A 12,104-nucleotide genomic window follows, 5' to 3' on the forward strand; every position below is an offset into this window, starting at 1 on the left:
TTTATTCTTGGGCTTTCTTGGGCTCTGCCACTTCGCCAAGCTCAGCAAACGGATGGCGGGATCCCAGGCAATGGCCAACGCGGGGCAGGAAACGCGCTAGGCTAGAGGTTCGAATAGCGGAAAGGCTCTGCACCGTTCAAAGGACAAGGGCGGCACAGGGCTTGTGCAGATGCAAGTCGGATCCACATCATGCGCATTGTCATCACGGGTGGAAGTGGTTTTATCGGGCGTCGCTTGGTGGCCCGTCTGCTGGAGCAAGGGGATCAGGTTTTGGTCTTGACCCGCCGCCTGGAGCAGGCCCGCCGCATTTTGGGGGAATCCCCCAACCTCAAGCTGCTGCCCTACGATCCCTACCAACCGCAAGCCTGGGCAGCCGCCCTGGAAGGGTACGAGGGGATTGTCAACTTGGCCGGAGAGCCTTTGGCTTCTTCTCGCTGGACAGAGACCAAGAAAAAAGAAATCCGTCGTAGCCGTGTGGAAACCACCCAGGCCCTTGTCCAAGCCCTCGCCTCCCTCAACCAAAAGCCCCAGGTGATGATCAGCAGCTCGGCGGTGGGTTACTACGGATCCCATCCGGCAGGAGAACCCTTAACAGAGACGGATCCCCCGGCCCAAGATTTTCTGGCAGAAGTCTGTCAAGCTTGGGAAGCTGCCGCCCGGCCGGTTGAGGAATTGGGGATCCGTTTGGCCATCCTGCGCACGGGGATTGTGTTGGGTCCGGATGGAGGAGCGCTGGGGCAGATGCTGGCCCCCTTTCAGTTCTTTATCGGCGGAACGATCGGCTCCGGCAAACAATGGCTGTCTTGGATCCACCGCGAGGATTGGGTGAGCTTGGTCTGCTTCCTGCTGGAGCAGGGATCCGGAGTGTTCAACGCCACCGCTCCCAACCCGGTGCAGATGGAAGAGTTTTGCCGAACCTTAGGCCAGGTCTTGGGTCGCCCCTCTTGGTTGCCTGTGCCGGAGCTGGCGTTGGAACTGCTGTTGGGCGAGGCAGCTCAAGTGGTTTTGACGGGGCAGAAAGTGATCCCGCAAGCGGCTTTGCAGATGGGCTTTACCTTCCAGTACCCACAACTGAAAGAGGCATTACGACAGATCCTCCTCCCCCGCTGACTTCTCTCTACGCCAATTATTCTTCCGTGAAATCGGCTTCCACCACCCCTGAAGCAGAGCTGGGATCAGGGCTGGCAGCCGCAGTGGGTGCCGGAGCCGGTCGCGATGCCTGGGGCACTTGCACAATTTGGGGAGTAAAGATGAATAGGTTGTACACCGTGTTGCGGCGGATGTTGTCCATCATCTCCAGGAACAGCTCGTAGCCCTCGTTCTTGTACTCGATCAGGGGATCCTTCTGACCGTAGCCTCGCAGGCCCACAGCTTCCCGCAGCGCCTCCATCTGCTGCAGGTGTTCCCGCCAGAGGGTGTCCACCTGTTGCAACAGGAAAAAGCGCTCTGCCTTGCGCATCAAACCGGGCTCAAAGGTATCCAGAAAAGCCTCTTTGGCCTCATAGGCCAGTTCTGCCTGCTTGATCAGGTAGTCCAAGATCTGCTCGTAGGAGAGATCCTGCAGGTCTTCAACCTTGAGGTTTTGCTTCAGGAGCGGCACAAACTCCTGCATCTTGGCGGTCAGCTTGTCGATTTCCCACTCTTCCGGGGGCAGCTCTGGGTTGACATGCGCTCGCACGATCTCGCCGACGGTTTTGCGCACATAGTCAAGGATCTTGGTCTTGAGGTTCTCCCCCTCCAAGATGCGCCGCCGCTCCGAGTAGATGGCCCGCCGCTGGTTGTTGAGAACCTCGTCGTATTCAAACACCTGCTTACGCAGGTCAAAGTAGTACACCTCCACCTTGCGCTGGGCATTTTCCAGGCTCTTCGACAGGAGCGGGTGCTCGATGGGCATATCCTCCTCCACCCGGAACATGTCCATGAGCTTGGCTACCCGTTCGCCACCGAAAATCTTGAGCAGGTTGTCTTCCAAGCTGAGGAAAAACCGCGAGGAGCCGGGATCCCCTTGTCGCCCGGCGCGGCCCCGCAGCTGGTTGTCGATACGGCGGGATTCATGGCGCTCCGTACCGATCACATGCAGGCCCCCCAGCCTCACCACCTCTTCGTGCTCGGCCTCAGTAATTTTTTCGTACTCGGCTTTGATGCTGTTGTAAACCTCCCGCAGTTGCAAAATTAGCGGATCCTGCACCGGCGCTTTCTCGGAAGCTACTGCGATGAGATCCTCCACCACCAGCTCTGGCAGACGGTTCAGCCCATACTTGGTCACGGCTGCTGCCACCACTTCGTCTAAAGCTTGGTTGGTGCGGGCCGACAGCTCACAGGGGTAAAAATTGGGGGAGACCACCGTCCAGGATTTTTTCGGCTTGGGTGCTGTCCCACCAAATCCCTGGCCACCCCCCCGTCCCACCATCTGAACGGATCCCAAGGGGTTGTCGGCGTCCAATTGAGCCAGCTTGGGCATCAGCCGTTCCCGCAGCTTGAGGCGGGCCATGTACTCCGCATTGCCTCCCAAGATGATGTCCGTGCCTCGACCGGCCATGTTGGTAGCAATGGTTACAGCGCCTTTTCGCCCCGCCTGGGCAATGATCTCCGCCTCCCGCTCCACGTTTTCTGGCTTGGCGTTGAGGAGGTTGTGGGGGATCCCCATTTCCTTGAGCATGGCCGAGAGGCGTTCGGATTTTTCCACGCTGGTGGTGCCCACAAGGACGGGGCGCCCCTGGGCGTGCATGTGGGCAATTTCCTCGGCAACCGCTTGCCACTTGCCCCTTTCGGTCTTGTACACCAAGTCGGGGGCATCTTTGCGGCGGATGGGTCGGTTGGTGGGGATCACCGTGACTTCTAGGTTGTAGGTTTTGCCGAACTCGGCCTCCTCGGTGCGGGCCGTGCCCGTCATGCCAGAGAGCTTGGGATAGAGCAGAAAAAGGTTTTGGTAGGTGATGGTGGCCAGGGTTTGGCTCTCGCTTTGAATCGGCACCCCCTCTTTGGCCTCCACCGCCTGGTGCAGCCCATCAGACCAGCGGCGGCCGGGGAGCACCCGCCCGGTGAACTCGTCCACGATCACCACCTCTTGATTGCGGACGATGTAGTGGACATCCTTGATGAAGAGCTCTTTGGCCTTCACCGCGTTAAAGACAAAGTGCGCCCAGGGATCCTTGGGATCAAACAGGTCAGAGACTCCCAGCAACCGCTCGGCGGCTTCAAACCCCTCGTCGGTAAGGATGACGTTGCGGGCTTTTTCATCCACCTCATAGTGTTCATCTCGGATCAGCTCCCGCGCCACCTGGGCTGCCCGCAGATATTTTTCGGAGGGGCGAGCCACCTGACCGGAGATGATCAGGGGAGTGCGGGCTTCATCAATCAGGATTGAGTCCACCTCGTCGATGATGCAGTAGTTAAAGGGCCGTTGCATCACCTCTTTGATGTCGGTGGCCATGTTGTCCCGCAGGTAGTCGAAGCCCAGCTCGCTGTTGGTGCAGTAGGTAATGTCGCAGTTGTAGCTGCGGCGCTTTTCTTCGGGTGACATGCCCTCTTGCACTAGACCGACTGTCAGGCCCAAGAAACGGTGCACCTGCCCCATCCACTCCGAGTCGCGCCGCGCCAAGTAGCCGTTGACGGTAACGATGTGAACCCCCTTCCCAGTCAGGCCGTTCAAGTAGGCAGGCAGGGTGGCGACCAGGGTTTTCCCCTCGCCGGTTTTCATTTCGGCAATCTGGCCTTCGTGCAGCACCATGCCGCCGATGAGCTGTACGTCGTAATGGCGCAAGTTCAAAACTCGCTTGGCGGCCTCCCGCACCACGGCAAACGCCTCCGGCAAGAGATCGTCCAGAGATTCTCCTCTGTCCAAGCGCTGGCGAAACTCTGTGGTCTTGGCCTTGAGCTCCGCATCCGAAAGAGAGGCGATCTCGATCTCCAGCGAGTTGATCAACTTGACGACAGGACGGTACTGCCGGATCTTCCGATCGTTAGGATCCCCGAGGAGCTTTTGTAGGGTTTGGAGCATGGGCAAGCCTAGGCCAATGAAGAACATTGATTAATGATGCAATTCTACCATTTTGACTTGGCCGGCCAGGGAGAGGTGGGCCCAGATGAGCTGAGAGCAAAACACCAGAGCCAACCAAAGCCATCAGAATGGATGAGGAGAGCCGGCAGTTACTTGCAGTCCGCGGCGAGAAAATGTCACTCTAGGGAGGCGAAGGGATCCCGACCAAACCGTACTCTGCCGAGGCTCATGAATTTTTTGGGTGTTGGACTGCCGGAAATGTTGGTCATCTTTGCGGTGGCTCTCTTGGTTTTTGGGCCCCGCAAACTGCCGGAGATTGGTCGCACGCTGGCCAAAACCCTGCGCAGCCTGCAGGATGCTTCCAGAGAGTTCGAGGCGCAACTGAACAAAGAGGCCCAAGAGCTGGAGAAAGCCACCCGCGGGACAACGGCTGCCGCCCCTCCCAAGGCTTCCCGAACAGCAGCCGCGGCTGAGCCCAAAGCCGAGTCGGTCGCCACAGCCGATACACCCACCTCAGAGATGGCTCCCCCCCCATCCGTAGCCGACGACGCTCAAACCGCAGACGCTGCTTAGTCTATGCCCCGCTTTAACCCCCTTTGCTTCGGCATGGAAATTACGCGCCTGTTCGAGCAAGGGCAGTCCTACTTCGCTCCTGCCAAGGTGGAGACCTGGCTGCGGCAACATGGTCAGAACCCGTCCGACTATGAGATCTCGTTTCGCCAGGAACTGCCCCCTGCCGGCTCTTCTGCAGCGATGTGGATTCGCATCGACCTAAAGCGTTGGGATGGCCAGCCGGTGGATCCCTGGCTATTGGAAGAGATCAACCGGGTAGATTGAGAATGGATTGCTCTTGGGGAGAGCCAGTCCCCACAAAGTTGAGGCTGTTGTCTACCGATGCCCAGTGCCACCCTGTTGGTATCTTGCCGTAAACTACCCGACACCAACCGTCTAAGCGGTACTGAGCGGGCTTTTAGTGGCCCTGCAGTTAGCAAGCCAACCGCGAGCCTCTGGGCTGGCTTACAGCAGCCCCAATCGACCGTTACCAGTGCCTTGAACAACCGTTTCTGGTGTCCGCAGAATGATTATAGCATTCCTCCCGACACTGAGTCTACGGGTACAGTGCGGGGCTCCTGCAATTTCTAGCTGATCAAAAAGGGCTGGTAGCCAAGCTCTCCAGCTTCATCTACAGCTACGGCGGCAACATCATTCACGCCGATCACCATACGGATCCCGAGGCAGGACTGTTCTTGAGCCGCATCGAGTGGGACTTGGAGGGCTTCCAACTGGAGCGAGGGGAAATTGTCCCCGCCTTTTCGGGTATTGCCCGTGGGATCCAAGCCAACTGGGAACTGCATTTTTCCGACACTCGCCGTCGCATTGCGTTGTGGGCCAGCAAGCAAAGCCACTGCCTTTTGGATCTGATCTGGCGGCAAAGGGCGGGAGAACTGCCCGCCGAGATCCCCTTGATCATCAGCAATCACCCCGACCTGGAATCGGTGGCCCGCTCCTTCGGTATCGATTACTACCACATCCCCGTTTCTCCAGAGGGCAAAGCCGCAGCCGAAGCCCGTCAGCTCGCTCTCCTGCAGGAATATCGAATTGACCTGGTGGTGTTGGCCAAGTACATGCAGGTCTTGAGTGGGTGGCTGCTCCGCCAAGCCCCGCCGGTCATCAACATTCACCATTCCACCCTGCCCGCCTTTGCCGGAGCCAACCCCTACCACCGCGCCCATCAACTGGGGGTGAAGATCATCGGCGCGACTGCCCACTATGCCACCGAAGATCTGGACGAAGGGCCGATCATCGAGCAAGACGTGGTGCGGGTCAGTCACCGCGATACCGTTGCCGACCTCGTCCGCAAAGGCCGCGACATGGAACGCCTAGTCCTGGCACGGGCAGTGCGGTATCACCTGGAGAATCGGGTGCTGGTGTACCACAACAAAACGGTGGTGTTTGCGTAAACTACCCGACCCTGACTGCTTCGCAGTACAGTGCGGGCTTTCGGTAGCCCTGCAGTTGGCAAGCCAACCACGAACCTCTAGGCTGGTTTACAGCAGCCCCCAAAAGCGCAATCACATTCGCACCATTCAAATCCGCATCCCCTTCCCATCCACAGTGCCCACACTTGAACGACTTGCCACTGCGGTAGGATTGCGCAGGGTCGGGATGAATGTGCAAACACCGGTGGCAGGTCTGCGACGTGTAGGCAGGCGGAACAAGAATCAGAGCAACCCCCGCACGCAGAGCCTTGTACTCCAAAAATTGACGGAGTTGATAAAACGCCCAACTATTTGCCCGCCTACGCTCTGTCTTGCTGCGTGGCTGTTGATTGACCCTTTCCCGGATCCCTGTCAGGTCTTCCAGAGCGATAGCGCTGTTGGTAGCTTTTGCCCTAGAGACAATAGCTTTGGAGATGCGATGATTGACCCACGTTTGAAAGCGTCTTTCCTTGCCAGACAGCCGTTGCAACAGTTCTCTGCATCTGCGCCGCGAACTGCGGGTGCCCTTACTGGCTTTGCGTTGGAGTGCCGCCCTCAACCGGGAGTAGTGGTCGCGGACTCTGTTCAACTGCTGTCCATTCCAATTGTCCCCGTCTGACGTATGGGCAATATCCGTCCTCCCCAAGTCCACCCCCAGCACTCTGCCCGTGCGTTGCGGTGGGGATGGCTCCGCTTCCACACAGATTTGAATGGAGTAGGAGCCGTCTTTACGCTTGACCAGAGTGGCAGATTTGGGATTGGAGCCTGCCAGCCGTTCTCTCTGGTAACGGCCAATCGCCAGCTCAAAGCGCTCTCGACCCTCCACCGTGGTCAGCGACACCGTCCAGTCTTTCTCGCGGAACGAAAAGATACGGGCATCGTAGGTAGCGAAGCCACCCTTGAACGCTTTGACGGGGCGGTTTTTCTGTTGGGCAACTTTACGGGCGCCGGCCAGCCGTCTGCAGACCTGCTGGTCGCGTAAGCGGGACGTAGTCCTTGCCAAGTTACTGGACAAGCCAAACCGAGCGCGAATCTGGTAATAGCAAAGGGACTGGAGTTTGACTGCGTTGACTACTTTTTCTGGTGTGTTTTGGTTGACCCAGTTCAACGCCTGCACAAAGGCATCCATTGTCGCATCCAACTTTGCGGCTTGCGACTGGGACACCTTGAGCTTGCAGGAGACGGTCAGGACTTGAGTCATGGTTCTATCATAACTTCCGCATTCCTCCCGACACTGACCCTACGGGTACAGTGCGGGGCTCCTGCGATTTCTAGCTGAAGTTCAGGTAACTGTGCAGCCAGCTTGAGAACAGCTGTTCGCTGGCCCAGATTCTGGAGTCGGGTTGAGATAAGCAGCAAATAGTTAAGTTGGCTACAGAATCCCCTGACTTGTTGCTTAGGTCTGCTTTGAATCTTGGGTCTTCTTTGAGATTTATAGGATCCCTCAATACTCGAAGGTCATGGGCGGGAAGCGGGAAGGGCGAGATCTGAGCTGGGCCGGTTCAGAGGGGGGAGCGGGATCCCGAAAGGCTTTTGCCTCCTGCTGAAGGTGTTGCATGGCCTGCTCGATTTCCTGAAGTCGCGCGTGGATTTGCCCTTGCCGCTCTCGAATAAACTCTAGCTCTTGGTTGAGCCGCTGCTTTTCGACAGTGAGCTGCTGCATTTCGGCATAGAGGGCGGATTCGGTTTGGCGGCGAGGGATCGAGCGCAGCTTGGGGCGAGGTCGAGTTCGGGGCACACGGGGCAAGCTCATAAGGGGGGATCCCGGAAAACGGCTTGCGCCTATCCTAGCGTGCTCTTGGCGGCCCTTCTATTCCTAGGTAGGATCCATTCGTCCGGTGTGGAAAACAGCGATGGTGGAAACTGGAGCAGACCTGTTGCAACGCTACGGCAGCGGTGAGCGGGACTTCAGCAACAGCCAACTGGCCGGAGCTGATCTGGCCGGGGCCGACTTGGCCGGGATCGACTTGGGGGGATCCATTCTCCGCCAGGCAAAGCTGGCCTCTGCCAACCTGGAGCGGGCCTACCTGAGCGGCGCCGACCTCAGCCAAGCGGATCTGCAGGGATCCAACCTGCGGCTGGCCAACCTAGAGAAAGCCAAGCTGCAGGGATCCCGATTGCAAGGAGCCAACTTGCGTGGGGCCAACCTGGCCGAAGCGGACTTGAGCGAAGCCGATCTCAGCCAAGCGGACCTGGCAGGGGCCAATCTCACCGGGGCCAACTTGAGAGGAGCCCTTCTGGCCCAGTGCAAACTCAAGCTGGCCAACCTGCGAGGGGCTTGCTACGACGCCACCACTCAGATGGAAGCGGGTGTTACACCGGTGGAGCTGGGCATGGTTCAAGCCTAGAGGGGGAAATGGGGCTAGTCCTCCGGCTCCAAGTCCAGGATCTCCTGAATTTCGGCATCGGTATAGCCCACCGCCCGCAACTTCTCCGATACCGTCTGAATCTCCCCTGGAGACAAATCCTGCTGCCGTACCCGATCCCAGAGATTGGCCACAATCTGCAGCAGCAAACCGCTGCTCTCCGCCTCAAACAGCTCAAAAGCCGTGGCTAGCTCAATGGCCTGCAACACCTCCTCGGCACTGCCAATCGGCTGATCGAGGGATCGTTCCTCCAGCTCCACCAGCAACTGGCGCAGTTGGTTCAGGCCATCCCCAAGAGCAGACATACAGCAGGCTCCACAACGGCACTCGAACCCTCACCCTAGCAGACCCCTATCATTCCGCAAAAGGAATCCCGCCAATTCTGCGGCAGCTACAGCTATTCTGATTAAGAGAGCGATTCAACTGCAATCGAGGCGATTGTCGAGTCAGCATAGACAATCAACAACACCCAAACAACACCGAGAGGAGATGCATGAGTATGGCCCCAGTGAACGTCCTGCCCAATACCCCCCAGCCTTTAGCCGATGAGGGTGGCACCACCTTGGACTATGGCAGCGCGGTTTACCGGCAGGCCTACTCTCGCATCAACGGCATTGTGATCGAAGGGGAACAAGAAGCCCACGACAACTACCTCAAGCTGGCCGAGATGTTGCCGGAAGGGGCAGAGGAGCTGCACAAGCTGGCCAAGATGGAATTGCGGCACATGAAAGGCTTTCAATCCTGCGGCAAAAACCTGCAGGTAGAGCCGGATAGGGAGTTTGCCCGCACTTTCTTCGCCCCTTTGCGCAACAATTTCCAAAAAGCGGCAGCAGCCGGAGACCTAGTTACCTGCTTGGTCATTCAGTCGCTGATCATCGAATGCTTTGCCATTGCCGCCTACAACATTTACATCCCCGTCGCCGATGAGTTTGCCCGCAAGATCACCGAGGGGGTGGTCAAGGATGAATATCTGCACCTCAATTTTGGAGAGCGCTGGCTAGGGGAGCATTTTGGCGAGGTCAAAGGGCAGATCGAAGCGGCCAACGCCCAGAACCTGCCCTTGGTCTGGCAGATGCTGCAGCAGGTGGACCAGGATGTAGAAGCCATCTATATGGATCGCGAGGCCATCGTCGAGGATTTTATGATTGCCTATGGAGAGGCGCTGGCCAACATCGGCTTCAGCACCCGCGAGGTGATGCGCCTCTCTGCCCAGGGTTTGCGGGCAGCATGACCCACCTCAGCTAGAAGTCGCAGGAGCCCCGCACTGTACCCGTAGGTTCAGTGTTGGGAGGAATGCGCTTTGATGAAGTACAATGGACCTTAATGGTGCAAGCGTAATTGCGCTCTTGGGGGCTGCTGTAAACCAGCCTAGAGGTCCGGGCTTGTTTTGTTCTCTGGTAGGGCAGAGCAGGCTCAGGGCTACTGAAAGCCCGCCCTGTACCGCTTAGCGGTCGGAGTCGGGTAGTTTACTTATCCAAGCGGGTAAACCTTTATGTTCGGCCTGATCGGGCACTTGACCAGCCTGGCCCATGCGAAGCAGGTGGCAGACAAGCTGGGTTATTCCGAATATGCGGAGAGCGACCTGGAGTTCTGGTGCATGGCTCCCCCTCAGGTGGTGGACGAGATCACGGTAACCAGCATCACCGGCCAAAAGATTTATGGGCAGTACGTCGAATCCTGTTTCTTGCCGGAGATGTTGGCGGGGGGACGGGTAAAGGCCGCCTGTCGGAAAGTGTTGAATGCCATGGCCCTAGCCCAGCGGCGCGGCTTGAACATTACGGCTTTGGGGGGATTTAGCAGCATCATTTTTGAGACTTTTCGCCTCGACAGTCTCCGGCGAGTCCGCAACATTGACTTGGAGATCCAACGCTTTACCACCGGCAATACCCACACGGCCTACATCATCTGTCAGCAACTGCAGTTGGCGGCCCAGCGCTACGCCATGGACTTGGCAGCCGCTACGGTTGCGGTGGTGGGGGCGACCGGAGATATCGGCAGCGCCATTTGTCAATGGTTGGTGGCCCACACTCACTTGGGCAAGTTGTTGCTCATAGCTCGAGAGCGGCGGCGCCTAGAGGAATTGCAGGCCAACCTCAAGCAGGGGGAGATCTCTTCGCTGGAAGAGGCCCTGCCCCGCGCTGACTTTATCGTTTGGGTGGCCAGCATGAGCCAAGGCATGGCCCTCGATCCCCAAGTTTTGCCGGATCCCTGTGTCATCATCGACGGTGGCTACCCGAAGAACATCGCCTCCAGCTTGCAGCGAAAGGGACTCTACGTCATTGACGGGGGGATGGTGGAGCACTCTTTGGATATTGAATGGAACATCATGCAGTTTTTGAATGTGGCCAACCCGGCCCGTCAGCTTTTTGCCTGCTTTGCTGAATCCATGCTGCTGGAGTTTGAGGGGCTGTACACCAATTTCAGTTGGGGCCGTAATTTGATCACCCTTGAGAAATTGGATCTGATCGGGCAGCTTTCCCGCAAGCATGGGTTCCGCCCCCTCATGCCCGAAGCCTAATTGAGATTCAAAATGAAGAAAGCCTCAGCCCCAGCAGAGGTGCTGGCCCTGGTCAGGTCAATCACCAATCGAGTAAACTACCTGACACCAACCGCTAGGCGGTACGGAGCGGGCTTTTAGTAGCCCTGCAGTTAGCAAGCCAACCACGAGCCTCTGGGGTGGTTTACTGCACCCCCAATCGACTGTTACCAGTGCCTTAAAAAAAACCGTTTCTGGTGCCCGCAGTATTATTATAGCATTCCTCCCAACACTGACTTTATAGGTACAGTGCGGGGCTCCTGCAATTTCTAGCTGAAGACCAAACGCCGAGAGACGGTCGCCATGCCCCAGTCCTTTACAGCCCACCTTTGGCAAGCCATTCAGCCCATCTACAAGCAAATCCTCGATCACCCCTTCAACCGAGAGTTGGCAGCGGGCAGCCTATCGCGGCAGCGGTTCCAGTTTTACTTGCAGCAGGATGCTCTTTATCTCACCGACTTTGCCCGCGCCCTGGCCTTGATTGGAGCTCGTTCCGAAGGGGCTGAGCAGGTGGTGAGTTTCTTGAACTTTGCCCTGGGAGCCATTGTGGCCGAACGCAGCCTGCACGAAAGCTATTTTCGCCTCTACGACATTCAACCCGAAACAGCCTATGCCCCTGCCTGCTTCGCCTATACCCGTTTTTTGTTGGCTGCGGCGGCTGTGGATCCCTATGAGGTGGCCATTGCCGCTGTGCTGCCCTGCTTTTGGATCTACCGAGAGGTGGGATCCACCATCTATCGCACCGCGCAGCCTGACAATCCCTACCAACAGTGGATCGACACCTACGCCGGGGAAGAATTTGCCCAAGTGGTGCAGCAGGCTTTGGACATCACCGACTCCGTCGCTCAGCAGGCTACAGAACCGCTGCGGGAAAAGATGAGGGCAGCTTTTGTCACTGCCTCCCGGTTGGAATGGCTGTTTTGGGACAGTGCCTATCGCCTCGAATCTTGGCAACCCGCCTAATCCTCAGCCGGTCGGGCTGGCTTACCAGACAGCAACTGCTGGGCTTGCGCGAAAACGGCATCCAACATCGGCTCCGTCAGCAGCCGTGTGGCCGTGTTGCGCCGGCTGGGATGGTAAGACGCCAGCAAATAGCGACCCTCTGCCAGGGGAATAACGCAGTTGTGGCCAAAGCGGGGACGGGGCCTGAGAGGTGGCAAGAGCGTCAGCTAGAAATCGCAGGAGCCCCGCACTGTACCCGTAGGGTCAGTGTCGGGAGGAAT

Annotated in this window: 13 protein-coding genes and 1 pseudogene; 9 read left to right on the top strand and 5 right to left on the bottom strand. The window is 57.9% G+C overall.

The window, feature by feature from the left end; translation table 11 throughout:
• The first annotated feature begins 189 nt into the window (after positions 1-189).
• Positions 190-1,110, top strand: coding sequence for a thylakoid membrane protein ThyD (gene thyD, locus ACVW0C_RS02060; RefSeq protein ID WP_414343742.1), 921 nt, complete (start codon positions 190-192; stop codon positions 1,108-1,110).
• A gap of 16 nt (positions 1,111-1,126) precedes the next feature.
• Here thyD and secA read toward each other — a convergent pair whose 3' ends face one another.
• Entirely contained in the window at positions 1,127-4,000 is a 2,874-nt protein-coding gene (secA, locus tag ACVW0C_RS02065; RefSeq protein ID WP_457384269.1) for a preprotein translocase subunit SecA, read from the bottom strand.
• Between the two features lie 258 nt (positions 4,001-4,258).
• Here secA and ACVW0C_RS02070 point away from each other — a divergent pair, with 258 nt between their 5' ends.
• The 3 genes from ACVW0C_RS02070 (at position 4,259) to purU (ending at position 5,961) form a co-directional block, all read left to right on the top strand.
• Positions 4,259-4,573: a TatA/E family twin arginine-targeting protein translocase gene (locus ACVW0C_RS02070; protein ID WP_457384180.1), complete on the top strand. Its 315-nt coding sequence runs from the start codon at positions 4,259-4,261 to the stop codon at positions 4,571-4,573.
• Between the two features lie 3 nt (positions 4,574-4,576).
• Positions 4,577-4,837, top strand: a complete 261-nt coding sequence (locus ACVW0C_RS02075; RefSeq protein WP_457384181.1) for a hypothetical protein — start codon at positions 4,577-4,579, stop codon at positions 4,835-4,837.
• Between the two features lie 293 nt (positions 4,838-5,130).
• Positions 5,131-5,961: a formyltetrahydrofolate deformylase gene (purU, locus tag ACVW0C_RS02080; RefSeq protein ID WP_457384270.1), complete on the top strand. Its 831-nt coding sequence runs from the start codon at positions 5,131-5,133 to the stop codon at positions 5,959-5,961.
• A 1-nt stretch (position 5,962) separates the two neighbouring features.
• Here the strand turns inward: purU and ACVW0C_RS02085 are convergent, their stop codons facing one another.
• The gene (locus tag ACVW0C_RS02085) at positions 5,963-7,180 is read right to left on the bottom strand and encodes an RNA-guided endonuclease InsQ/TnpB family protein (protein WP_457384182.1); all 1,218 of its coding nucleotides are present in this window, start codon (positions 7,178-7,180) and stop codon (positions 5,963-5,965) included.
• A 243-nt stretch (positions 7,181-7,423) separates the two neighbouring features.
• Complete coding sequence (locus tag ACVW0C_RS02090) at positions 7,424-7,732, bottom strand: gas vesicle protein GvpV (RefSeq protein ID WP_414330861.1); 309 nt, start codon at positions 7,730-7,732, stop codon at positions 7,424-7,426.
• A gap of 100 nt (positions 7,733-7,832) precedes the next feature.
• Here ACVW0C_RS02090 and ACVW0C_RS02095 point away from each other — a divergent pair, with 100 nt between their 5' ends.
• Complete coding sequence (locus ACVW0C_RS02095; protein ID WP_041436747.1) at positions 7,833-8,327, top strand: pentapeptide repeat-containing protein; 495 nt, start codon at positions 7,833-7,835, stop codon at positions 8,325-8,327.
• A gap of 14 nt (positions 8,328-8,341) precedes the next feature.
• Here the strand turns inward: ACVW0C_RS02095 and ACVW0C_RS02100 are convergent, their stop codons facing one another.
• Positions 8,342-8,650, bottom strand: coding sequence for a hypothetical protein (locus tag ACVW0C_RS02100; RefSeq protein WP_414330858.1), 309 nt, complete (start codon positions 8,648-8,650; stop codon positions 8,342-8,344).
• 194 nt (positions 8,651-8,844) lie between these two features.
• On the opposite strand from ACVW0C_RS02100, the gene ACVW0C_RS02105 reads away from it, so the two are divergent.
• The 4 genes and pseudogenes from ACVW0C_RS02105 (at position 8,845) to tenA (ending at position 11,844) form a co-directional block, all read left to right on the top strand.
• Positions 8,845-9,576, top strand: coding sequence for an aldehyde oxygenase (deformylating) (locus tag ACVW0C_RS02105; RefSeq protein WP_041436745.1), 732 nt, complete (start codon positions 8,845-8,847; stop codon positions 9,574-9,576).
• Between the two features lie 85 nt (positions 9,577-9,661).
• Positions 9,662-9,793: pseudogene (locus tag ACVW0C_RS02110) on the top strand (RNA-guided endonuclease TnpB family protein); the annotation flags it as partial.
• Positions 9,794-9,837: 44 nt separating this feature from the next.
• A complete protein-coding gene (locus tag ACVW0C_RS02115; protein ID WP_457384183.1) occupies positions 9,838-10,863 on the top strand; it encodes a long-chain acyl-[acyl-carrier-protein] reductase in 1,026 nt (341 codons plus the stop codon).
• A gap of 321 nt (positions 10,864-11,184) precedes the next feature.
• Complete coding sequence (gene tenA / locus ACVW0C_RS02120; RefSeq protein WP_414416477.1) at positions 11,185-11,844, top strand: thiaminase II; 660 nt, start codon at positions 11,185-11,187, stop codon at positions 11,842-11,844.
• On the opposite strand, the gene ACVW0C_RS02125 is transcribed toward tenA, so the two are convergent.
• Positions 11,841-12,041, bottom strand: a complete 201-nt coding sequence (locus tag ACVW0C_RS02125) for a hypothetical protein (protein WP_457384184.1) — start codon at positions 12,039-12,041, stop codon at positions 11,841-11,843. The genes tenA and ACVW0C_RS02125 overlap by 4 nt on opposite strands.
• Between the last annotated feature and the right edge of the window lie 63 nt (positions 12,042-12,104).

Source organism: Thermostichus sp. OS-CIW-26, assembly GCF_054058395.1.

What these genes read in the sequence shown, in the direction of transcription:
- ACVW0C_RS02105 (WP_041436745.1), top strand. Translation starts at nt 8,845, where the DNA reads ATGGCCCCAGTGAACGTCCTGCCCAATACCCCCCAGCCTTTAGCCGAT.
- ACVW0C_RS02070 (WP_457384180.1), top strand. Translation starts at nt 4,259, where the DNA reads ATGTTGGTCATCTTTGCGGTGGCTCTCTTGGTTTTTGGGCCCCGCAAA.
- ACVW0C_RS02100 (WP_414330858.1), bottom strand. Translation starts at nt 8,650, where the DNA reads ATGTCTGCTCTTGGGGATGGCCTGAACCAACTGCGCCAGTTGCTGGTG.
- ACVW0C_RS02085 (WP_457384182.1), bottom strand. Translation starts at nt 7,180, where the DNA reads ATGACTCAAGTCCTGACCGTCTCCTGCAAGCTCAAGGTGTCCCAGTCG.
- ACVW0C_RS02075 (WP_457384181.1), top strand. Translation starts at nt 4,577, where the DNA reads ATGCCCCGCTTTAACCCCCTTTGCTTCGGCATGGAAATTACGCGCCTG.
- tenA (WP_414416477.1), top strand. Translation starts at nt 11,185, where the DNA reads ATGCCCCAGTCCTTTACAGCCCACCTTTGGCAAGCCATTCAGCCCATC.
- thyD (WP_414343742.1), top strand. Translation starts at nt 190, where the DNA reads ATGCGCATTGTCATCACGGGTGGAAGTGGTTTTATCGGGCGTCGCTTG.
- ACVW0C_RS02090 (WP_414330861.1), bottom strand. Translation starts at nt 7,732, where the DNA reads ATGAGCTTGCCCCGTGTGCCCCGAACTCGACCTCGCCCCAAGCTGCGC.
- ACVW0C_RS02095 (WP_041436747.1), top strand. Translation starts at nt 7,833, where the DNA reads ATGGTGGAAACTGGAGCAGACCTGTTGCAACGCTACGGCAGCGGTGAG.
- secA (WP_457384269.1), bottom strand. Translation starts at nt 4,000, where the DNA reads ATGCTCCAAACCCTACAAAAGCTCCTCGGGGATCCTAACGATCGGAAG.
- ACVW0C_RS02115 (WP_457384183.1), top strand. Translation starts at nt 9,838, where the DNA reads ATGTTCGGCCTGATCGGGCACTTGACCAGCCTGGCCCATGCGAAGCAG.